Source organism: Phormidium yuhuli AB48, assembly GCF_023983615.1.
Taxonomy (GTDB): domain Bacteria; phylum Cyanobacteriota; class Cyanobacteriia; order Cyanobacteriales; family Geitlerinemataceae; genus Sodalinema; species Sodalinema yuhuli.
Window position 1 is genome coordinate 188,560 of sequence record NZ_CP098611.1, and the last position, 22,588, is coordinate 211,147.

A 22,588-nucleotide genomic window follows, 5' to 3' on the forward strand; every position below is an offset into this window, starting at 1 on the left:
GATGGTACTCTCCTTTTAAGATTTGGTCTTGCGTCCTTTGGTGTTGTCGGCTTTGGCTTTGGCTTTAATTTGACGATAGGGTTCGTAGGACTCATCTAGCCGTTTGAGGAAGTTAGCCTGTTCCTCTAAAGACCAATGGCGATCGACATCTTCAATCAAGTCATTGAGTTCATCGGGGGAGAGTTTCATAGAAATCCCGCGTTTCTGGGTCCAAGTGTTGAGAATTGCCTCAGTCGCCTCAGTTAACATCTTGCTATCCAAGGGATGTTCTAGGGCGGTGTTGTCGTTGAGGAGACGGTCATATACCCCTTGCACAAGTTCGAGGGAACTGGGGAGTTCCACCATGCCGCCAAAGACCCCTAAAATCTGGTTATCCATCCGTCCCACCCGGCTAGAGACTGCCCCATAGCGAGTGGTCAGTAACAGGTTGCCCAGGGCATACCGCAATTCATCAGCGGTCACATCTTTGAAGGTGACAATGTCGAGAAAATGGGTTCCCGGTTTGATGTATTCACTGGTGTTGAGGGCAGTGGAAGCTTTATTTTGTTCATCCCGCATCGTGCCATTTTCAAAAATCGCGTTAATGGTGCGATCGCCCACTAACTCCGTTGCGGGTAAAACTGTAAAGGCATCCTCCGTCCAAACCCGACTTTTTTGCGCCCCTTCACCCCCAGCGGCAAAGCCATAAAGGAAACAATCGATACACAATTCACAAGGGGCATTGGTATTTAGAGAGCAGATAGTTCCTCCTTTGGGTGCAGTCCTAAGTAACTCATGATTGCGTAAAAACTCCCGTCCCCGCCGCCGTTCTGGGGCAATCTGTTTCCGCTTCGTCATCAACAAGCGGGGAATGGAATTTGTATCTTCCAAACCGGCTTGAACATACTCACTACACATGGGTTCTCCAGTCCCTTCCGTGCGGAAAATGGTTTCGGATTTGGTGGTTCGCAAGACGACAACGCCAATGGTGCGTCCTTTAGGGAAGTTTTCGTACTGAGGAGCGAGAAAGGGGGTTAAACGTTCGATAGACATGATTAAGTTTCCAAGTTTGAAGTGTTGACAAGAAATTGCTCTTGTGCCATGGCTCTGCCGTGGCACAGTTTGGGGCGGCTCTGCCGCCAGTTCAGGAGGCAGAGCCTCCGGGGGAGCATTACTTGGCAGAGCCAAGTAACGAGGGGAGCCAAGTAACGAGGGGACAAGGGCATATCCTCAAGTTTCAGAAGATGTCGGAGAAGCTTCAGATTCAGGATTTTTCTCCCGTTCTGCCTTGATTTTTTGACGTGCCTCCTGCAAGAAGAAAAGATACGCCGCTTCCAAGGTTTTACCATCTGTCAGCAACCGTTCTGGACGGCAATCATAGACATCTTCAAACATCTTTTTTAAGACATCATAAAAGCCTTTAATTTGCTCATACTTAGTTGCCCCAACCTGATATTCCCGAATCCGGTCTAAGCGATTGTGATATTGCTGCACTAAGGCGGCAAACATCGTCTCCCAATCGAGATGAGATTTTTTAGATCGCACCGCTTTGAGAAAATCACTAAAGGGTTCCGTTTGGGCAGTGCGGCGAAAGGAACTGCCCCGTAGAGTGGCAGATTCAGCCAGATAGGCAGCTCGTTTGAGGTAGTCAGAAACCTGTTGATGTTCTTCAGACATAAGGCTCTCCAGGAGTTGATTGAGGGGGGTAGAAATTTTTTTCCAGAAATGCTCTAAATGGGGGTCATCCTGTTCTCGCAAAATCCAGCGCAAGAGGACGTAATAGAGGGTGATGGGTCGGACTGTGGCTCGGGCAAGCTGATAGAAACAATCGTCTTTTTTGCGTAACCCCGAGATGGCGATCGCCAAATCCCCTAAACAGCGCAAGCGCAACAAAACCGTTTCAGCCGTTAGGCGTTGACCGTTCTCCGTTTTCAACAACTGTCCCTGGCGGTAATACTGCCCATCTCCCAACAGAGGACGGAGAGACGAAGGAATCCCATCCACCGTGGCAAAATAGTCCCAACTGGGTTTAAGTTCTAAGTTAGAACTGACCACAAGAGGAAATCCCATATCCAGTGCCAAACTCATTTCTAACCCTAAACGTAAGGATTTCAAGAGGGCCAGGGAGGAATTGACCTCTCCCCAAAGAATGGGAATGGTGACAGTTCCATGGACAAACTGGGAACGTTTGGGAACCGCTAACCCCACCACTTTATTGGCCTTGAACACAACAGCATGATCCCGATACAGTTGCAGTTCATCGACAGTAACAGTCCCATCCTCATGGGTTTCTGCAATCCGTTGCAGACACTTGCGCCAAATCCGCCGTAGTTCCAAACTTGACCCTGGGGGGAGGGCCAGATGTAAATAGAGGGGATCTTGTTTCACCGTTTTAGGGAAGTTCGACCCCACCGCCATCAGTTGGTAACTCAAGGCTGAGAGGGCATCTCCCCGCCGTTTGGGGTCGCCACTCATCCCACCCGGCAGACGATTGGAAAAAGACTGAACCTTAGTCCCCGGCGGCATTTGCGGCGATTTAAGTTCGCTAATCTCGCCGGTCATACTGCCCAGGGAACAGCGTTTGCGCGGGTTGGCTTGGATGTAGGCATTGAGTTGGTCAAATCCGCTGAACGGCTGACTCTGGGGTAGATTGAGTAGTTCTCTGACGGCTTGGATGAGGTCTTCGGAAACGCTTTCCTCCCCCTGGCTGCGACGCTGTTCAAAGGAGTCTTCGATCGCCCGTTCAATGGTCTCTAACCCTCCCCTGACGGCTTTAGCGGCAAATAAACAGCGGCCATATTGGGCGTTAAAGGGTTCGAGGGCCTGACGCTGTTCCGGGGAGAGTCCCACGATTTCGGCGATGCGGTCCCAGGCTACCTGGGGAGACACGTCGGCTTGGCGATAACTGAGATAGGCGCATTTCAAGGCTTCGGATTGGGCAAATTCCTCGGCGTTGGAGACCGGTTGTAATCCCAGGTTGGCAGCAACACGGACGGCTTCGGCATCGCTACTATATTTTTGGATGTCTTGGGCCACTTTGTCGGCTTTGTAGCCTTTGGCTTTTTTCACCAAGAGGGCATCGACCTGATTCAAAGCCCCGTCTGGGTTTTGTTGGACGGCTTGGTCATCGATTTTAATGCCATCTTTACTGGGTTGGACCAGTTGGGCGACGTTGGCCCCAAAGACGGCATCAATTTGACGTTGCCATTGGCGGGCAATGGCGGGGGCCAAATCTTCCTCGGGGAAGGCCTCCCCTAAAAACAGTTGACCATCCGGGTTAATGGCCAGGGGGATGAGGTGATTCGCCGCCAAGACTTGTTCACAGGCCTCCAGTAATAGGGCGGTGAAGTAGCCGCGATCTTCGGTCAGTCGCACTTTGAATAGACGATAGGGTCGTTGCAGGGCGACGGTGAGTTCGGTTTCAACTTTGCGAATCCGTTGGTCTTCCTCAATGCCCAAGTCGAATAAGTCTCCCGCCACCAGGAGGGCGGCCTGGCGGTTGATATCGGGGTCTTCGGGTAAGAAGCGCATCCCATCGCTGACGTTATGGCCTGAATGCCGTTCAATGAGACGACGGATGAGTTCTAGGTCGTCATCGCTGCGGATAAACTCGGCCACACAGGCGCGATGAAGTTGTGCCTCCAGGAAGGGGCGATCGCGGGCTAAGGTTTTGACGTTGCGCCCCTGGTCATCGAGTTTATTGAGGTCGTGAACGGCGGTGGCGGCCAGGATGTGCGATCGCCTCTCCTCGGTCCACTCCGCCCGGCGACTCGCCGTTAGGACGAACTGACAGGCGGAATCGAGATGTTCGGCCAGACTACGCCGGGCCCGAGTGCCATATTGGGCGTGTTTACCGTGGTTTTCATAGAGTCGGGGGCGGATTTCGCTGAAATATCGTTCTTCCAGGTTGGGCGATCGCCCCTCAATCTCCTCACATAAACGTAACATCCATTTAGGTCTCCCTAGACTGCAAGCTTCAGTGCAACTGGGTCAAAATCCTTTGTTTGCACCTGCACTTGATTTATAATGGCATATACGACCCAGACTGTCAAGAGTACACGTATAATTTAGTGGATGTCACGGAAAAAAGAGACGATTACACTGTCAATTCCCCCAGGAACCAAGGCCAAATTGGAGGCGATCGCCCGTCGTCTCGGGATTATGTGGGGCAAATCCCCCAGTATCTCGGGACTCATCGTCGCCATTGCCGAAGCCGAGTATGAACTTGGCGAAAAATTTACACTGACACCGGAGCAAATCAAGGTGCTAGACCATGCCACCCAACTCCTAACGGACACAGGATTCATTGCCGAAGCCGAAACCCTCTTACAACTGATGCTCGATCGCGGCGACCTAGATTCCGCCAGCCGTCAGGCACTCATGAAGACACTGAGTAAGACGGGACAGGCCTGGCGTACTCTCATCGAAGACTATCGCCAAAAACAGCAATCCTTCCGGGTTCTCTATCGCAATAGCCAGGGAGAGGAGAACACCTACACGGCTCGTTACGTCCAGTCCGATTTCCATGAGAAACGCTACTATCTGCACATTTGGTGTGACGAGACGGAAGATGTGCGAGATAGTGACTTTCCTGAATTGAATCACAACCGCTGTTTACGGCGCGATCGTATCCTGTCCATTGTCCCCACCGATGTCCCCTGGCGTGAGGAGGGTTTGGATACCATCAAAGTACACTTACACTTTTATCGTGGCTTAGCAAAGGCCTATGACGGCCGTGAGGGTGACATTGAGGATGAGATAGTTGATGACGTTCGCCGGGTTGTGCGTGACGTCGCGAATCCCTTCTGGTTGCTGCGAGAGATTCGCCGCTATGGCCCAGATTGTGAAATCATCTCACCGCTTCGCCTACGGGAGTTGTTGGCCCAGGAACATCATCAGATGTGGCAACGCTACTCCGGTCCTCCGCCTTCAGTTCCTTTATTTAAGACGGCATCCTACTCGTCGTCGGGATACAAAAAATGAAGACGGTCTTCGAGTTCTCCATTCCGTCCTTGAATATAGTTAAGGTGTTGAATCTGACCCGTGGCCCAGTCCATACCCTCCTCTACCTGAGAGACGCGCCCTGAATTCCGTTCTTGAATATAGTTAAGGTGTTGAATCTGACCCTCTACCCGAGAGACGCGCTCTAATAACTCTTGGAATGCCTTGTCGTTGCCTTGGCCATCCATATCGTTGAGCCTCTTATCTATGTTTACAGATTCTAGTCTAGCACGCTGTCCACGAAATTTCTCATGACATAAAAAATAAAACCGCAACCAGCCAGCTAGGGATAACAGGCTCTAACTCGCCACATATCAGGTGTAGACCTGACCTCCAAGGCCTACTGAACATAAACCACATGACCAGATGTCCTAGAATTGTCCTAAATCGGAATGTCCGGGAAGTTAGTTTGAGTGACCCCCTCCCACAGAGATCGTATGAGGTTTGAAGGAAAAACCTATAGATTGCAACCTTTCTGTGCTAGGATGACAGAAAGGGGGGTATAACGCCTCGGAGCGCGCTACATTGACGGGCGCGAATTCCTTTGAGGAATTGAAAAATGAGCAATTTCGTGGGCTATCCCCCCCCAATAATACCTTTGAGGGATGATAAGGCCACACCCGTTCCGGTTAGAACGGGTGTGGCCTTTTTGTTATGGCTCGCTCCATCCTGTTGAACTTTCACCAGAAAGGTACTATAGCGATTGCACTCGCTTGCTGGATTAGAAGAGATTAGTTTTGTGCTGTGTTTATCAGAGAGTCAAGATATTTTGCAATTTGGGATACATACAATGGGTAATACATAATACTTTTTTGAATTGAATTAAAGACAATTTCTGGATTTATATCGAGATAAAGATGAACAAGAATGTTCCTCATACTGGCTGCATCTGCCAACTCGCGAGCTACATCTGGGGTTAGAATGTTCTGACGACTAGCCTCCAGAAAGTAATCTTTGTTAGTCCAATGTGTTTTATTGTCCAAAACTCCCAGTTGAGATAGAATATATTTGTTGATATCTAATGCTGCTTCTGTACAAAGTTGAATCAGACGCTCAGCAATCAATTGATTATCTTCACTCTCAAGATAATCAGCTAAAGTTATCGTTTCAAATTTTTTCAACCTGGCAACGAATGAATTTATTTTTTGCAGTCTTCGCCAAACAACGCTAGCATCAAATTGACTCATAGCCCTTGTTTCTGTAAAAACTGATAGACTTGCGACCTTGATTCACGGATAATATCATCAATCGTCTTTTGGCTTAAAATATTTTCCTTTTTGAAATCTTCAAATAATCCGGGTTCTTGCTCATAAATGAGTTTGCCATCTCGAGCAATATGGTGAGCCATTAACTCAGAACAGCGTTCAATTTCAACTACATCAATCTTGTCACTATTTAAGTTTAGACAATCCCCAATAATACCGATATCACGAAACCAGCCAAACCCTTCAACGGTCTGTCGTCGTAGTTCTTCATTATAGAGAACCGCAAAGTCCCAATCACTATTTGAATGGGTATCACCCCTAGCACGAGACCCAAATAAAATCAACATCTTTAGGTAAGGTATTTCGTGTAATAACCGCTCTAAATCGACTTGTAGTCCTAAGAAATTTGACATAATTGTGTAACGTTTTTAACTCGCAACGATAACCCGCTATCATTACATCATATCGGGATTAGGATATTCCAACATCAGAAACTGTCCGTAAGCTGTTGCTTTGTTCTAGTTTGGCAAGCAAAATGGATAGAACCTCGACCTACCAGAACTGCGCCTTTACGGAAACTGATGACTTAAGACGATCGCCAAATGTGCGATCGCGACTCCAATCCTCCGCCATCCTAACCTCCCACAAGGCAACACCTCCATCACTCCCCCTCCGCCAACGCCTGCTTCAACCGCTGCACAATCGTCTCAGCAATCGGCGCAAACACCATCTCCTTCTCCTGAGTTTGCGCCTCCGTATCCCCAGGGGTCATCAGCGTCTCAAACTCTAACCGAGATGTGGCACTCGGACGTAAGCGAATCCGCCCCAACTCCCCCAACTGTTGATGATTAAAACAATACGCATAGACCCCGTCCTCCTCCTCCGTCGCCATCGTCACCTCCTCCGGTAGAGAAATCGGCAGAGAATTGGTCGACTGGGCCCCCGACGTTTCAATCTTGCCATCCTCCCGCACCCACATCGCCTGAACCGTTCCCGCACCCACCATCACCACTACCGCCTCCGACTCAGGATTATAAGACTCCACCAAGCCATTCACCTCCGCCTGAGTCTCCGGCGTTGCCATCCAGAGAACCGTGTCGGTGTTGCCCTGGGAAATATAGTAAATAATCGTCTCTAAATCCTTCTGATCATAGAGAATGGCCCCACGATCGCCCCGGAGTCGTGATTGCGCGATCGCCTCCTCCACTGCCGCCGGCAACAACACCGCCGCCACCTGCTCTCGCATACTATCATCCCACTTAAGGGGGTCTTGAAACCGCTCCTTCCATTCTTCAGGAACCCGCTCAATCATGCGATTGTAAATAGAAGGGGTCACATCAACCGCAGCAGGATAGGAGGACTCAGCAGCCATAACTCAGGGGGGCGAACACAACCCACCCATGATACCCCTGCCCCGGGCCCGCTTCAAACCGATTCATTGGCATTGGGGAACTGTGGCGACTCTTGCACCTTACCCCCCTTAGGAGTTTCACCTTGCTTATCCAGGGTCTCTTGACCATTATCGTCATTCGCCGTCGGTTTCAGCTCCTCCGTGGGGTTACGCTTCGCCATTTCCTCCCGTTGGCCATTGGCTCGTTCCCGGACTGAGGCGGGAACCGCCACCTCTTCAACCTCCGGCAACTTCTCCACCTTCAACGCCGTACTATGATTTGACCCCGAGAGGCGTTTTAATAACTTCGGTTTCGGGGCGTGCAGGAGATAAATAATCGTATCCCCCTTCTGCCAAGCATCCGCCGCCGACATCACTTGCAGTTTACCGTCTCGTTCCCGTAATAACGGCACTAACTCCCCAGAGCGAATTAAAGCCTGTAAATGAGCCTTCTGAAAGGCAAAGCCATGGTCTTCTAAGACCGTTTCTCCGAGCTTCACTTCTCCATCATCGAGGTACTTGTTCCAGGTTTTCAAGGGGAAATCCGGGGCGATCGCCTGACGAATTTTTGCCTTATTGGTGGGGGTTCCGGTCTTCTCCCGAGGTAGCAAGGCCAGAGTGCGGGGGGGTTCAAACTCCTCCATCGCTCGCTGGGCCAGAACCATATTCACCTCCCCATTACTGGTCATTGTGAGGAAGGTTCCCATCGACTCTAACCCCGCTTCTTCAAGAACCTCCGTATCTAAGGCACTACTGAGAAACACCTTCACCCCCTGGTTCTCAGCCAAGCGACAGGATTCGGCATCGGTGTCAATCATCACCACCGCCTCACCCCGGTCCTGAAAGAGTTGGGCAATCAGGCGACTGAGGGGATTCGAGCCGACAATTAAGACCCCAGTGGCGGTGGTGGCCTCAAGTCCTAATACCCCCACCAACCAGCGAGCCGTTAGACCCTGTAACATCACCGTTAGGATAATCGTCAGGAACACCAAGGCTTTAATAGCATCCCCCCCGTTTATCCCCCGTTCCGTCAAGAGAATCGAGAACAGAGAGGCCACGGAAGCAGAAATAATTCCTTTAGGAGCAATCCAACTGACAAACAACTTTTGTCGCCAGTTGAGGGGACTGTTGAGGGTACAAATCCAGACGTTAATCGGGCGCACCACCAACATCAAAACGGCGACGGTCCCTAAACTCCCCCAACCCAGGGCAAAAATACTGGGAATGGAGAGGTCAGCGGCCAACAGGACAAACAAAACGGATACCGCCAGAACCGTCAACTGGCTTTTGAAACGCCGTAGTAGCCGTTCCTCGGGCAACGACGAGGCCCGCATCACTAACCCAGCCACCACCATGGTCATCAAGCCCGACTCTTCGACGAGGAACTGGGAGAAACTATACAGCACCCAAACCCCGGCTAAGACCACCAAATTTTTAATTTCTTCCGAGAGGAAATTCGCACGGGTAATGAAACGCCCCAAGAGCCAACCGCCTAAGCCGCCAACGGCTAACCCTAGTCCTAAGCGTAGGAATAAGCCGGTGACCACCCCAAGGGGATCGGTATCCCCGTTGAGGACAACATCCAGGACTAAGACCGCTAAAATCGCCCCAACTGGGTCAATCAGCACTCCTTCCCCTTCTAGGAGCGTGGCCACTTGGCGATCAACATGAACCTGTTTGAGGAGGGGGGCGACAACCGTGGGCCCCGTGACCACCACGAGGGCCGAATAGAGAAAGGCGATGGGCCAGGGAAACTCAGCTAGGCTATGGGCTGCTAAACTGCCACCCACAAAGGCAATAAAAGCTCCTAAACTGACGAGGTTGCGTAAACTCCCTGAGACTCGACCTAAATCTCGTAATTCTAAACTTAAGCCCCCTTCAAAGAGGATAATGGCCACAGCGAGGGAAACAATCACCTCTAGGCCACCCCCTAACAGTCCAGGATGTAGCCAGTCTAACCCGCTGGGTCCGAGGAGGATTCCCATCAGGAGCAGAAAGACGATACCCGGAACCCTAAAGTATTCCGCCAGAACTTGGGAGCCGATTCCAACGGCTACGGTTAGGGAAATTAGAACTGTAATCTCGAAGGAAGCGTCCATAAAGTGGGGGGGTCAGTGACCAGCCGCTTAAGACAATGTTCGGACAATGGGTTAGAGCTTGGGAATGGGGGCGATCGCACCAATAGCCATCGCCCAAGGACTCAATCCGATTACTTGCTAAGTTAAACGTTTTTAGAGAAAACCGGTATGGCAGTCCCGAGTCGCGGAACAGTCCCATAAGCTCACACAGAATAACACACCGCCTACGTCAAATGGCTCAATGGGAGAGCCAATGGGACATGAGCGGTTCGGGGATAGGTCCGGCTGAGGGCGATCGCCCTCGAAAAACCGACCCTCATTTGAATTTTTAATCAGTCTCGGGGACACCGGAGTTTCCCGAAGATGTCTCTAAAAGCGATCGACGCTGGAGGTGAAAATGGGTTCGAGGCGCATGGCTAAGATGGCCGAAGGACGAATTACCATATACTCCCCCTGAATGTTTTTGAGGGGGACATTGATAAAGTCATCGGATTTTGATTTCGGCTTGACTTCGCTCCCGTACCATTTCTGAAAGTCCTCAATGGAGGGGAAGCGTACTTCTTCTTTCTGGCCACCACTGATAAAGAGGTGAACGGCGTACTCACTGGGTTTGGGCATGGTGCTTGCAGTCTTAGACCGTTTAAGGCTATCTTCCCTAGGATACCAAAGCAAACCGCTGTAGCATCGAGTCGAGAAGATTCGGGAGTAGATGGGCGATCGCCCCGGGGTTGGGAAACTCAATTTCCTGATAACTGGGCAAATCAAAGGGAACCGTCCCCGATAGCTGCGGCTGCTGAACCCGAGCCAGCAAAATCTGCTCCACTCGTTTACATTCCAAGGCATAACCCAGTTCCACGCAGACGTTGGGACTGGGTAACAGTTGCGGGGATTCCCCAGGGGTAACGGACAGGGGAGTCACATCGGCGATAAACAACAGACTCTTGCGAATCTGCCGCAATTGATGGGAACTGAGGCGAGTGGCCCCCTCGGAGGGCCGTTTTGCCAATTCCAGGCCCAGGGGAAGGCGCGATCGCCGATTCACCTGACGAATATACTCCTCTAACGCCTCCTGAAGTTGCGCCCCATATTCCCCTTCCGAAACACTGAGGAAAATCTTGGGATCGAGATAGGCGCTCCCTTCTTGTTTGGTGAAGTAAATCTCATGGCTACTGAGGTCGATATTCGCAATGCGATAGGAACCACTCCCCTCAATATAGAACTCCACCGCTTCCCCAGCTAAATAGCGGTTGAACCACTCGGCCTGTTCAATCTCCTCCCGTTCTTCCAGGAAATCCGCCCGCAACCCCGCTTTCAACAAACTATTGCGGCTCAGGCGAATATCATGGGGACGTTTGCGCAACTCCGACAGAGGTTCATACCGTTCGATATACCAACCCCGTAATGCGATAATAGCCATGATGCGATCGCCCCCTAAACACTTACAAACAACCCGCTATATCAATCGAGCGACCTCCGATTGTATCGCAATCCCCCCACCCCACCGCAAGAATTTCCCTTCCTCCGTGTCCTCTGTGCCTCTGTGGTAACCCTCTTGCCTCTTCCCCCCTCCTCTTCCTCCGTGTCCTCTGTGCCTCTGTGGTAACCCTCTTGCCTCTTGCCTCTTGCCTCTTGCCTAAAAAAAAGAGATTCGCCTCTTGACAAATCTCTTTATTCGTGCATCTAGGCTTGACTAAAACTTAGGGTGTCTGCATTTGGCGATGACAGAGACGGAGTAGAATCCAGGCTGAGGCCAGTTTGAGGACTTCCAACACCCAATAGCCTTGCTGCATCGTCTCCATCAGAGGGGGAAACTCCGCCAGCGGCTCCAAGGGGGTTAGGGACATCCCCATCGCACTCATCTGTGGCGTAAACAGGTAGGTGTAGGCGATCGCAATTCCTAACAGCAACGTGGATAACATAATAGCTTTGCGGGTTTGAGACCCAAAAAAGTGTTGCTGTTGATTGAGAACGAGTACCCCCGTGAGGGCGATCGCCCCAAACAATAATTCGAGATGATTAAACCGCTCAAAGGTGCTGTACCCCATGCTGGCGAAATCCGGTTGACTCATCATGCCCATGCTGTACATTCCGGGCATCATCACAAAGTCTAAGACCAGACTTGCACCAAACCACAGGGCCAAACTTAAGCTAATGATGGCTTGCCAAGAAGGGGTTTTGCGAATCCAGGCGCTGAGTGCAGTCATGGCGTGTTTGGTGTTGTTTCCTAGTTTCAGGATAACGAACTTCTAGGGCCAAAACGATGACAAATTATTGCAAAAACATCACGAATTATAAAGTCGAGGAAACTTAAAATCTGGCGATCGCCCTCACCCCTCAGCTGAAGAATTTACCAACTCTGTTTCTTGAGTCCCATCGGCCGCCACCCAAGCAATCTGAGCGATACGACGGCGACGGGCGCTCTCCCGCACCGCCTGCGCCTCCTGAGGAGAGTCCAGACAGAGTTCCACCCGGATTAACGCCTCTTTTTGCCGCAACTGTGCCGCAAAGGCAAAGGCCGCCGCCTGGGCCTCCGGGGAGCGAGGGACCACCAGCCAATCACTAGAGGGGGTCCTCTCAGGGAGTTGGTCGCCGCCGAGGAGCAGATGATGCAAGTCTTCTAGGTTGAGAGAGAAGCCAATCCCGGAACAGGCTTGACGTTGAGGGTGATACAGTTCCAACAGGTCATCATAGCGGCCCCCTTTCCCCAGCAGTTGGCGATCGCTGTGACTGTGGCCCACCACCTCAAAGACAATCCCCGTATAGTAATTAAAGGTTTCAATCAGGCTCAAATCCAGGACAATCTGCTCATAAAACCCGGGCTGAGTTGCCTTAAGAATCTTCAGGAGGGCCGTGAGGTTATCCAGGGCCGCCGTGGCGCTCTCGGGGAGTTGAAACGCTTGTAATCGCTGCAACACCTCATCTGGGGTTCCCCGGAGATTAAAGAGACTGAGGGCGCGATCGCGCAATTGCGGGGACAACTCCAGAGTGGCGATCGCCACATAATCGAGGTCGGCAATGGCGGCGCGAATTGCCGTGCGGCTGGGTTCTGGGAAGGGTTCGAGGAGCGATCGCGTCAGTTGAGCTTCCCCCAGAACCACCTGCACATCCTCAACCCCGAGGCGGTTTAAACTATCCGCCAACAACAGCAACACTTCCGCATCCGCCACCGGGCCACTAGCCCCCAACAGTTCCACCCCAGCCTGATAAAACTCCTGTTGGCGACCATAAGCTGAACTGCCACTGCGACGGAAGACATTGGCATTGTAGTAGAGTCGTTGGGGGAAGCTAGAGTCCGAGAGACGACTGACGGCGGCCCGAGCAATCGAGGCGGTGAGTTCCGGCCGCAGCCCCAGAAGTTCATCGTCGTTATTTTGGAACTGGACGACAGTACGGCGATCAATCGCACCTCCCGCCATGAGGGTATCGAGGCGTTCTAAGGTTGACGTGATAATACGGTGATAGCCCCAGCGGCGGAACGCATCTTGCAAACGCCGTTCAATCCATTGTTTCTGGGTGACATCGAGGGGCAGGAGATCCCGCGCCCCAGCGGGAGGTTGGTGTACTGTCATGACTGTTGTAGTTACGCTGCTTAGTTTTTCTTATTGCCAAAGAGGCCAAAGAGTCCACCGCCCCCTTTATCTGACTTTTTAGTTTTATCAGATTTCTTGGGAGGCTTGCTCTTGGGTGGTGTCTGGGCTGTGCTGGGCCGGGCCATCATCCGGGTTAGAGTTTTGCGGGCTTCCAGGGCTAGAGGTTCTTTCGCATCGAGTTTTAAGGCCTTGGTCGTGTGGGAGTTGGCCATGGTTAGGTTGACTTTACTCGGTTGCACCTCTTGTTGTTTGAGATACACCAAGGCCAGGAGTCCATGACAGCGGCTATTCTCCGGTTCAAGTTTTAGGGCATCCTGGAGTTCTTTGCGAGCATAGGCAAAGTTTTTCTGCTCCATGAGCGATCGCGCCCGTTGCAGATACTGTTCCACGAAGGTATTGGTGGAGGCGCGCGGCGGCGGTGGGGGTGCAGCGGTTGGACTGGGAGAAGGGCGTTTAGATGGTTGGGCCCAGCCTTTGTTTTGTTGTTCCCGACGGTAGAGATAGACGAAGTTCAACTCGCTGAGTTCACCCACATAATGCTCGATGCGGTTGAGGTCTTGATATTGGTGTTGAGCCAGTTCTGTAACCGCCTTTTCGTACAGGGCCTCATAGTTATTGGCCTCAACTAGGCTTTTGGCGATGTCTGACTGGAGGTCGACTTGACCATATTCCTGTTGCAGTCGCTTAGCCAGCATCCGCAAGAGGATGGTATAGTCTGAGGATTCCCGTTCGTTGGAAAACTTGCTGTAGGCGGGGTTCACCAGTTTGGAGAGAACCGATTGGGCCAACTCGCGATCGTCCGCCTGACAGACATCAGGATGTAAGCAGCGGGCGATATTGAGATAACGTTTGCGAATGGCTTTGGTCTCGGCATCCAAGCTCACCCCGAGAATGGCATGATGATCGGTGAAGTCCAGGGTAAATAAGCCCCGGTTAACGTCAAAAGAGAACGACATTGTGTCGTCATCACCTCCCTGTGATAAGTGTCTTGATCGGAATGACGCGACAGTACCATGTCCCTAGGATGAGCCTTCTGATACGAGTCGCACTACTGTCTCTACTTTACTGTGGTTGTTGGGGACTTAGACGGGCGATCGCTCACTGAGGCGACCAATTCCCGGAAGTTCTCCGAGGGGCTGCACTTCAGCGAGGCGATCGCTTAGGGCAGACTGGAGATGGCCATTGGTCGCTAACAGTCGTCCGGAGGATAAATCTAGGGGAGATTGGTCATAGGCGGTGACCACCCCTCCAGCTTCCCGTACCAGGACGATTCCTGCGGCTAAATCCCAGGGAGAGAGTCCCCGTTCCCAATAGCCATCGATGCGGCCACAGGCCACATCGGCTAAGTCTAAAGAGGCTGACCCCCCTCGGCGAACCCCCTGGGTGAGATGGGTCAGATAGCAAAATTCAGCATAGTTGTTATCGTCCCGTTCTCGTCGATCATAGGCGAATCCGGTAACCAGTAGACTGCGATCGAGGGTTTTCGTGGTCGAGACGCGCATCGGTTGGCGGTTATAGGTGGCCCCGATTCCTGTGGCGGCTTGGAAGAGGTCTTCTCGGATGGGGTTATACACCACTCCCACTTGGGGAACTCCATCGATGAGGAGGCCGATGGAGACGGAACAGACGGGATATTGATGGGCGTAGTTGGTGGTTCCATCGAGGGGGTCAATGGCCCAACGGAAGGGACTCTCTGTATTGCCCAGTACCCCGGATTCTTCAGCGAGGATACCACAATCGGGGCTATGACGTTGCAAGACCTCCAGAACTTTGGCTTCAGACTCTTTATCGGCGACGGTTACCAAATCCCCAGAACGTCCTTTTTCTTCGACGCCTTCGAGTTTTCCCCAATAGGATTTTAGGACAGCCCCCCCTTGTTGAGCGGCTTCGGTGGCGATGTCCAGAAAGAATTGCAGTTGGTCGGCTGTGACGGAGTTCATAAAATGGGTTGAGTTTGAGGGGGGGATGGTGATGAGACCAGTTGGCGATCGGTTTTCTGAAGTTTAACAGATGAATGTCCGGGGATTCATCTAGCGGAGGTATGAGGGTGGGGTGTTTGGAAATATTTTAGGGTTCAGTTAACAGCTTTTGGTTAAGGTGGTGTAATCAAGCCGTAGTCCTGAGCAAATTGGTCATTCAGAACTAAAACCTCTGATTTTACCGAGCCGCCCCAAATTTGTCGAGTTGACTGCAAGGCATATTTTAGAGCATCTTCTAAATCAGGAAGCCAAGCTGCGTCATGACCTTGGATGACCAAAATCAAAACAAAACGTATAGTTTGCCAATCTATTTGTTGAAAAGACTTCGGCAACTCCTGCCAACTTTTATGACGTTTTAGACCAGTGGAAATGGTTAGATTGAGGGCATTTGTGAGCTTTTCCTGGATTTCTTCAATCAATAGTCCGGACATTTTTCTGGGAAAGCGCTGAAACCCTTGGTTTCTCGTTGGCCAGATTACTGTGGAAGATGGCTGAAACCCTCATTCTATCGTTGGCTTTCAAAAACTGTCCGGAGTGTTGTCAATAAAATCAGCGAAATTTGGCTGTGTATTCGGGCGGGGACTACTTGATTTTGCTTCAACAATCCAAAGGCTAACCGGATTGAGGTTAGATTTAGGATAACGAATTAAGGCAAATTCTGCCATTTTAACGCCTTGGCGAATCCCTTGATAGGTTTGACTCTGTTCGATGGGGAAGCAGTCCGATTCAGGAAATGGACCAAACCTCATATTAGATTCATCGATATACATAAAACTATCCCAAGGCACTGAGTTACCCTAAAACCAGGTTTAGTTTTTCTTCATAAATACGAATCGACTCATTGATAATAGAATTTTCTGGCAAACCATCGGCGAGATTGCTGATTTCCCAAGCTTCTCCATCAGTGGAGAGAATCATAATGGTCGTTACGGGTTTCTTTTGTGCCAAGACCGATAACTTTTTAATCACAAAGTAGGAGTGACTGGCTAGAAAAAACTGAAGTCCGGCTTCAGATAAGGCTACCATAATTTCCAATAGCTGCGAAATCGCCCCCGGATGGAGTGCCGATTCCGGTTCATCAATAAAAATAACTGAGTTTGCATCCAGGTAACGATTGCCTAATAGAGTGTCTAGAATTGATATTTTTTTGATACCTTCTGCTGTCACACCAATCGGTATTTTTTTGTGACCTTGTTTAAATTGCCAAGATTTTGTTTGGGTGTCATAGGTTATTTTACCACCGATGATAGTGCCCAGATTTTTTCGAGAGTTAGCAAACTGTACATAATTTTTACCCCGAGTTGGAGGAGTTTGTAAGGCTTTCACTAAATCCAAGTAGGTATCGTCAAAGCCAAAGCTACGGTCTCTTTCCCGAGATTCTAAAATCAAATTGTAAATTGACAGAACTTCTTTTGGAGGAATAAAAATTGAGTTACTCGACCGAGGGGAGACTTCATTAGTAAGGGCTTGAATCGTCTTACTTGTAGCTTTACCGAAATGATATTGGATACTTTCTTCCCCCGTCTCTCCGCTAAAGGAGAGTTTTAGAGATAGGGAAGATTGAACCTGTTTTCTAACTAATTCTCCAATTTCTCCGACTTGAAATGTCCAATATATTTTTTCAGAAAGCAATTCAGCGAGAGATTTTGGCTCATTCCCTCGCTGATACATTTCTAGGCTTTTGAGGGTACTGTATAAAGCCTTGAGCAGTAGGGTCTTACCCGTTCCATTTCCTCCAATAATCAGGTTTATTTGTCCCAAGTTGCGACAGCAAAGAGAGTCAATAGGTCCCAGGTTTTTAATGTCAAATGATGTCAGCATTTTTCGGGTCTTGACTTAAGTTTCTTGATGAGCATAACGCCATTTCCAGATAAAACCTGAGAGCCAATTCGTGACAATATGGGCAATAATCGGAACGAGAAGATTGCCTGTGAGAATGGCACTTAAGCCTAGCAAGAGACCGACAATGGTCGCCCAAGTGGTATAGGCCCATTGACGACGACCACTGATGTGGAGAATGCCAAATAAGACGCTAGAGATGACTAATCCGAGGGGATTTAAACCGATCGCCGGTAACATCACCCCCCGAAATAGCAGTTCTTCACTCATTCCCGGAAGTAGGCCCAGCCAGACGAGGTCCAACCAGGCTAGAGGGGCAATGGCAAGGTTGAGGTAGAACTGGGCACTTTCTCGATAGGCCCCCCAGACGCGATAGAGAAGAGAACTGGCCAGGGTGATTCCTAGACTTAAGGCCACCCCTAGGGCCGCTTGTTCCGGGTTCCAAGACAGGGGTAAGAGTTGTACACTGCCAAACCGTAGCCAGAGTTTGGAGACAATCATCAGGATAACAGCAGTAACCCCCATGGCGACTAGGATTTGGGGGCGGGTTAAGGGTTCAAAATCAGGGGAAGGGGAATCGTTCACAATGCTTGGTTTAGGACGGTTTACAGATGCGTGAGGGGGGCGATCTGGGGTTGGAGGGCCTGGGGATGGACGCCACTGCGATGAGCGGCGATCGCCCCGATGGCTTCGAGATACGATCGCACCGATAACGCCTCAATCCCCAAGCTGGCGGCGGGACAACGCATCTGGGTTGAGTTCTCGGCGACGGTAATGATTTGGGTTGCGCCCTGACTCCAACTTAGGATAGCACTCCCCCCACAGGCCCCCTCCGGGACAATCACCACATCCACATCGGGCGATCGCACATCCTGAGGCCGACAATCTCCCGCCGGGACAAATTGCGGGGCGCGACTGAGGCCCATTAAGACACAGGGAAGGAAGGTATAGCCTAACTCCTCAGCGGCGGCCCGGGGGGAGAGATTCGCCTCCGGGGGGAGGGGGGATAGGGCCGGGGCGTGGGCCGCTGGAATGCCGAACTCGCGGACGATGAGATGGCTAATGACCGCTTCCGCACCGGCGATCGCATCCACCCCAGAGCCGCTACGATAGGCTTGTAGCTGTTCCGGGGACTCATCGGGAAAGCGGGCCACCACGGCGATCGCCTCCGCCCCCGCCTCCTCAATCAGCCGTTTGGCCCCTCTCAGTAAACTCCCCGGATTGTCCAAGGTTCCCCAACTGGCCCCCGACTCCGCCAGCCGCAATTGCACCCCCAGAGGCGCATCCGTGACCACATACTCCGTTAACCCGAGTCCCAAACTTCCCCGCATCGCATCCGCCGCTTGCAGATGGCGTAAGCGTAACTCCGGTTCAATCCCCGCATCGAGGAGTAGGCCCACCCGATTTTGCACCACCGGCCGCAACCCCCAAGTTCCCGCCGCAAAGCGATCCAACCCCAACCCTTCCACATAGAAGATATTGGGGTCAGACCAATAGAGTTGAGCTGCATTGAGGACATTGGGATGGGTAATGAGGCGATCGCAGACCCCAGACAGGGCCCGAACCACCGGAATCCCATCCCCCGCATAGCCCCCAATCCTAGCGCCGATACCGGTGGGGATAATCAGAACAGCGGTGTACATGGGGGAGAGGGAACAGGGAATAGGGAACAGGGAACAGGGAACAGGGGGGGAAGGCAATAGGCAATAGGCAATAGGCAATAGGTTTGTAGGGGCGAACGGCTGTTCGCCCTCCGGGGTGGCGTGCTTCGGGAAATCCCCCCTAATCCTGGCGGGTGACCACCGCCTCAACCTGGACCTTGCCCGTTTCCGGATTGGCCTCCGTCACCGCCCAGCGCAGGGGTTCACCGCGCTTCTCTAACTCCGCCTCAATCTCCCGCTGGAGTTGTTGCGGGGACTCATTGGCATCAAACTCGGCACTGATAAAATGGGTCGTCATAACGAATTTTCCGTAAAGACTTGACAAAATGGCAAAAATATGCCACAAGATAGGCGAGGGAATTAGCCTTGACCAAACTGCTGTTGGTACACCTCGTTTTCCTTCTCCGTCTCAATCACCAAATCCGATTTAGGATAAGAGACACAGAGCAGAGCATAGCCTTCCGCTTGCAGTTCCGGGCTAACCCCCATACCATCCTCTTGAGAGACTTCCCCTTCCAGGATTTTAGCCGCACAGGTCGTACAAACCCCCGCATAACAGGAACTGGGGAGGTCAATATCTTGGTCATGGGCCACCTTGAGGATGGTTTCTGACTCAGGAACCTCAATGGTGTAGGTTTCGCCTTGGTGATGTAGGGTGACGCGGTAGGTGTTGGACATAAGACAGATAATTGGGACAAATGAAGACAGATTTGGACAGATTCAGACAATCGATTGAGGTTGACTGGCGATGTCTGAGTTGGGGGGACTCCATCGCATGGGGATTATACAGGGATTTTTCAGATTCTTCTAGGGCCCAGGCTCGACCTATCGCGGCCCTAAGTCCCTAGCGGCGACGGCGACAGCGTTCAGAACAGTATTTCACCTCATCCCAGCAATCGGCCCATTTCTTGCGCCACTCAAAGGGACGACCACAAACCGGACAGACCTTTTGAGGTAAGTTGGACTTTGTGTGTTTTCGTCCCATCGCCGTCGATACCTTCTGTTTAACCCTCTGGTTAACCTTCTACTGACCCCCTCCTCCCTGTGCCATGACTGCCACTGCCCTCTCCCCCATCTCAATTGTTCTCGTAGAACCCGCTGGCGCGTTGAACGTGGGGTCTGTTGCCCGGATTATGGCAAATTTGGGGTTGAGCCGTTTGCTGCTGGTCAATCCCCAATGTGACCCGCTCAGCGATGAGGCGCGACAGATGGCAGTTCATGCCCAGGACATCTTAGAGGGGGCTATTTACGTATCTAGTTTAGCCGAGGCCTTACAAGGCTGTCAGCGGGTGGTGGCTACAACCGCAAGGAATCGCCGTTTACCCACCGCCTTAGAACATCCCCGGCAGGTCTTACCCTGGCTTCTCGGAACCCCATCCGCCCTAGTGTTTGGGCGAGAAGACCGGGGATTGAGCAATGAGGAATTGAATCTGGCCCAACGCTTCGCCCGCATTCCCTCCACAGCCAGTTATGCGTCATTGAACTTAGCTCAGTCCGTGGCGATTTGTGCCTATGAACTGTATAACCTGGCGGGAGAACCGGGGTCTTTGGGCAATCAGGAGTTGATAGAGAGTCCCCTGGAAGAGGTAGAAGCTCCCATTGAGGCGATGGAAGCCTATTATGACGATTTGCAAGACCTCTTACTAAACATTGGCTATCTCTATCCCCATACCGCCAACGCCCGTATGGAGAAGTTCCGCCGTCTCCACAATCGGGCCCATCCCTCCTCTCAGGAAGTCGCCATGTTGCGGGGAATTTTACGTCAGGTGAATTGGGCGATAGAGAAGGGAACAGGGAACAGGGAACAGGGAACAGGGAATAGGGAACAGGGAACAGGGACCAGGGAACAGGGGTAAGCTGTGTTCCGGAATCGATTTAGACTGGGGTTCCTCTCCCTCCTCTTCCTCCTCTTCCTCCTCTCCCTCCTCTTTCGACCTGTCCTCTGTGACTCCGTGGTTCCCCTCCCCTCCCCAGCCAGAATTGGATTTCCCATAGTTGTCGCTCGTAGGTGGGCTAGAATCGGTAACGGAACTCGCACAGTGTTGACTGTTCACTCATGTCTAATCCGCCGCCCCGTCGTTCAAGTCGTTATGAAAGTTGGAGTCGCCGTCAATGGCGAACTCGGTTGCAGGCTGGGGCCGGGTCTCGTTCCCCTCGTCAGGCGGTTAATAATAAGGTAACGCCCATTTCCAGTCGGCGGCGACGACGGGAGGGAGCGGTGAATTTGCCCACTCCCCAGCGGCGACGAGTGCGGCGAGAGCCGATGTTGGGGAGTTCGGTCTCCTTTCCCTCCCGTCGTGGAACCAGTCCTTATCTACATCGAGGCGTTCCCGGACAAATTCCTCTCCCACCGCCGACACCGCGCCCAAGTCGTTCGGGGTCTCCGTCTGGACGTTCTGGCAGTGGGACGACCCGTAAAACCGGCGGTCAGGCCCAAAATCGGACCGGTTCAGCGGTGGGAACGCCCCGTCGTCGCCGTCGCCGTCGTCTGCCGGTTCCGGCCCCCCTGTTGCCGATGCTCTATGGGGCGCGGTTGGCGATTGCTGGGATTGGCTTGAGTGCGGTGGCGGGGACGTTGATGGCCCTGTGGACTCCGGTTCCCTCGGAGGGGTCACTGGAGCCGAGAGAGTCTGTGGAGACGGCGACTCCTGGCTCGTTGCAGCGGTCTCTGGGACGAGAGTTGACGGATTTGACGAGCCAGTTGCAGGAGTTGGTGGCGGAGTATCCTGAGCTGACACCGGGGTTGATGGTGTTGGATGTCAGGACAGGGGATTATGCTCAAATCGGCCAGGATAGACCCTTTGCGGCAGCGAGTACCATTAAGATTCCCATTTTGGTGGCCGTTTTGCAGGCGGTGGATGAAGGCCAGGTGCGCCTGGATGAGCGGTTACGGTTGGAGGAGTCCCATATTGCTGGGGGGGCCGGTCGTTTACAGGATGAAGTGCCAGGGTTGGAACTCTCAGTCTTGGAGGTGGCCACGTCGATGATGGTGGAGAGTGATAATACGGCCACGAATCTCATTATTGACCGTTTGGGGGGAATGGAGGCGTTGAGTCACCGCTTCCGTGGATGGGGAATGCAGGAGACGGTCTTAGAGGATTGGCTGCCGGATTTGCAGGGGACGAATCAGACCACGCCTCGGGAGTTGGCGGGCCTGTTGGCCCAGATTGAACGGGGGGAGTTGCTGTCGATGGCTAGTCGCGATCGGATGTTACGGATTATGATGCTGACGGAGAATAATGGGTTATTGCCCCGGGGTGTGGGAGAGGGGGGGGTAATTGCCCATAAGACGGGAAATCTGCGGTTTATGTTGGCGGATGTGGGATTGGTAGATGTGGTGAATGGTCAGCGGTATGTACTGGTGGCGTTGGTGGAACGTCCCGAGTATGACGACCGCGCCGTTGAGTTGATTCGGGAACTCTCGGCGCGGGTGTATGGGTATTTTGCACCCTGAAAGTAGGATGAATGGTTAACTGGTGATGTCGTAATCTGCGAAATAGCAGTGGCAGTAGTATAAAATTGCGAATGTCTCGGGGAAGTTCACGTTCGGTACTGATAGAGTCGGGAATCCGAGCTAAATTTTCTTCGGGGACGTCATACCAGTCACGTTTAATGATATGACTGGTTCCACAGTATAGCACGGACATTTTTCTGGGCAAGCGCTGAAATCCTTGGTTTCTCGTTGGCTAGCTCGATTTGGAAGAGAGCTTAGCCCCTCATTATACCATTGGCTCTCAAAAACTGTCCGGAGTGTTGGTATAGATGAAATTGCTTTTTCTCTATTTGAATACATTTTTGATTATTTTTGGACATATAGCTTTGTTTAAAGAAATACCCATCGGCTTGAGGGGCATTTACCACAAATT

The 22,588-nt window shown here is 51.9% G+C and carries 24 protein-coding genes; 3 read left to right on the top strand and 21 right to left on the bottom strand.

Going from position 1 to position 22,588, the window contains the following annotated elements:
- Window positions 1-15: 15 nt before the first annotated feature.
- A complete protein-coding gene (gene cas7d / locus NEA10_RS00710; RefSeq protein WP_252663324.1) occupies window positions 16-1,032 on the bottom strand; it encodes a type I-D CRISPR-associated protein Cas7/Csc2 in 1,017 nt (338 codons plus the stop codon).
- Window positions 1,033-1,209: 177 nt separating this feature from the next.
- Entirely contained in the window at window positions 1,210-3,927 is a 2,718-nt protein-coding gene (locus tag NEA10_RS00715) for a CRISPR-associated protein Csc3 (RefSeq protein ID WP_252663325.1), read from the bottom strand.
- 126 nt (window positions 3,928-4,053) lie between these two features.
- Between NEA10_RS00715 and NEA10_RS00720 the strand changes: the two genes are divergently transcribed.
- A complete protein-coding gene (locus NEA10_RS00720; protein WP_252663326.1) occupies window positions 4,054-4,962 on the top strand; it encodes a helix-turn-helix transcriptional regulator in 909 nt (302 codons plus the stop codon).
- Here NEA10_RS00720 and NEA10_RS00725 read toward each other — a convergent pair.
- The 19 genes from NEA10_RS00725 to NEA10_RS00815 all read right to left on the bottom strand — a co-directional run bounded on the left by NEA10_RS00725 (window position 4,935) and on the right by NEA10_RS00815 (window position 19,707).
- On the bottom strand, window positions 4,935-5,168 hold the full coding sequence (locus NEA10_RS00725) for a hypothetical protein (RefSeq protein ID WP_252663327.1): 234 nt from the start codon (window positions 5,166-5,168) through the stop codon (window positions 4,935-4,937). The two genes, NEA10_RS00720 and NEA10_RS00725, sit on opposite strands and share 28 nt — an antisense overlap.
- 543 nt (window positions 5,169-5,711) lie before the next feature.
- Complete coding sequence (gene hepT, locus NEA10_RS00730; RefSeq protein ID WP_252663328.1) at window positions 5,712-6,167, bottom strand: type VII toxin-antitoxin system HepT family RNase toxin; 456 nt, start codon at window positions 6,165-6,167, stop codon at window positions 5,712-5,714.
- Window positions 6,164-6,598 (bottom strand): type VII toxin-antitoxin system MntA family adenylyltransferase antitoxin, encoded by a 435-nt coding sequence (gene mntA, locus NEA10_RS00735; protein WP_252663329.1) that lies wholly within the window; start codon window positions 6,596-6,598, stop codon window positions 6,164-6,166. The genes hepT and mntA overlap by 4 nt, the downstream gene beginning before the upstream one ends.
- Before the next feature lie 248 nt (window positions 6,599-6,846).
- Window positions 6,847-7,557: a hypothetical protein gene (locus tag NEA10_RS00740; RefSeq protein WP_252663330.1), complete on the bottom strand. Its 711-nt coding sequence runs from the start codon at window positions 7,555-7,557 to the stop codon at window positions 6,847-6,849.
- A gap of 53 nt (window positions 7,558-7,610) precedes the next feature.
- On the bottom strand, window positions 7,611-9,674 hold the full coding sequence (locus NEA10_RS00745) for a cation:proton antiporter (protein WP_252663331.1): 2,064 nt from the start codon (window positions 9,672-9,674) through the stop codon (window positions 7,611-7,613).
- 348 nt (window positions 9,675-10,022) lie between these two features.
- A complete protein-coding gene (locus NEA10_RS00750; protein WP_068790032.1) occupies window positions 10,023-10,271 on the bottom strand; it encodes a hypothetical protein in 249 nt (82 codons plus the stop codon).
- Window positions 10,272-10,308: 37 nt separating this feature from the next.
- Entirely contained in the window at window positions 10,309-11,070 is a 762-nt protein-coding gene (locus tag NEA10_RS00755; RefSeq protein WP_252663332.1) for a hypothetical protein, read from the bottom strand.
- 280 nt (window positions 11,071-11,350) lie between these two features.
- Window positions 11,351-11,857 (bottom strand): DUF4149 domain-containing protein, encoded by a 507-nt coding sequence (locus tag NEA10_RS00760; protein WP_252663333.1) that lies wholly within the window; start codon window positions 11,855-11,857, stop codon window positions 11,351-11,353.
- 123 nt (window positions 11,858-11,980) lie between these two features.
- Entirely contained in the window at window positions 11,981-13,222 is a 1,242-nt protein-coding gene (locus tag NEA10_RS00765; protein WP_252663334.1) for an ATP phosphoribosyltransferase regulatory subunit, read from the bottom strand.
- Between the two features lie 20 nt (window positions 13,223-13,242).
- Entirely contained in the window at window positions 13,243-14,199 is a 957-nt protein-coding gene (locus NEA10_RS00770; protein ID WP_252663335.1) for a J domain-containing protein, read from the bottom strand.
- Window positions 14,200-14,325: 126 nt separating this feature from the next.
- A complete protein-coding gene (locus NEA10_RS00775) occupies window positions 14,326-15,183 on the bottom strand; it encodes an inositol monophosphatase family protein (protein ID WP_252663336.1) in 858 nt (285 codons plus the stop codon).
- 152 nt (window positions 15,184-15,335) lie between these two features.
- Complete coding sequence (locus NEA10_RS00780; protein WP_252663337.1) at window positions 15,336-15,653, bottom strand: hypothetical protein; 318 nt, start codon at window positions 15,651-15,653, stop codon at window positions 15,336-15,338.
- Window positions 15,654-15,740: 87 nt separating this feature from the next.
- Complete coding sequence (locus NEA10_RS00785; RefSeq protein WP_252663338.1) at window positions 15,741-15,992, bottom strand: hypothetical protein; 252 nt, start codon at window positions 15,990-15,992, stop codon at window positions 15,741-15,743.
- A 22-nt stretch (window positions 15,993-16,014) separates the two neighbouring features.
- Window positions 16,015-17,043, bottom strand: coding sequence for an ATP-binding protein (locus tag NEA10_RS00790; RefSeq protein WP_252663339.1), 1,029 nt, complete (start codon window positions 17,041-17,043; stop codon window positions 16,015-16,017).
- 15 nt (window positions 17,044-17,058) lie between these two features.
- The gene (locus NEA10_RS00795) at window positions 17,059-17,586 is read right to left on the bottom strand and encodes a CPBP family intramembrane glutamic endopeptidase (RefSeq protein WP_374111888.1); all 528 of its coding nucleotides are present in this window, start codon (window positions 17,584-17,586) and stop codon (window positions 17,059-17,061) included.
- Window positions 17,587-17,666: 80 nt separating this feature from the next.
- Window positions 17,667-18,704 (bottom strand): DUF3326 domain-containing protein, encoded by a 1,038-nt coding sequence (locus NEA10_RS00800; RefSeq protein ID WP_252663341.1) that lies wholly within the window; start codon window positions 18,702-18,704, stop codon window positions 17,667-17,669.
- 139 nt (window positions 18,705-18,843) lie between these two features.
- Entirely contained in the window at window positions 18,844-19,020 is a 177-nt protein-coding gene (locus NEA10_RS00805; protein WP_252663342.1) for a DUF8621 family protein, read from the bottom strand.
- 62 nt (window positions 19,021-19,082) lie between these two features.
- Window positions 19,083-19,400: a 2Fe-2S iron-sulfur cluster-binding protein gene (locus NEA10_RS00810; RefSeq protein WP_252663343.1), complete on the bottom strand. Its 318-nt coding sequence runs from the start codon at window positions 19,398-19,400 to the stop codon at window positions 19,083-19,085.
- Between the two features lie 166 nt (window positions 19,401-19,566).
- A complete protein-coding gene (locus NEA10_RS00815) occupies window positions 19,567-19,707 on the bottom strand; it encodes a DUF2256 domain-containing protein (RefSeq protein ID WP_252663344.1) in 141 nt (46 codons plus the stop codon).
- Window positions 19,708-19,771: 64 nt separating this feature from the next.
- Here NEA10_RS00815 and NEA10_RS00820 point away from each other — a divergent pair, with 64 nt between their 5' ends.
- Together NEA10_RS00820 and NEA10_RS00825 are read left to right on the top strand one after the other, a co-directional pair.
- Window positions 19,772-20,578 (top strand): RNA methyltransferase, encoded by an 807-nt coding sequence (locus tag NEA10_RS00820; protein ID WP_252663345.1) that lies wholly within the window; start codon window positions 19,772-19,774, stop codon window positions 20,576-20,578.
- A gap of 200 nt (window positions 20,579-20,778) precedes the next feature.
- The gene (locus tag NEA10_RS00825) at window positions 20,779-22,176 is read left to right on the top strand and encodes a serine hydrolase (protein ID WP_252663346.1); all 1,398 of its coding nucleotides are present in this window, start codon (window positions 20,779-20,781) and stop codon (window positions 22,174-22,176) included.
- The last annotated feature ends 412 nt before the right edge of the window (window positions 22,177-22,588 follow it).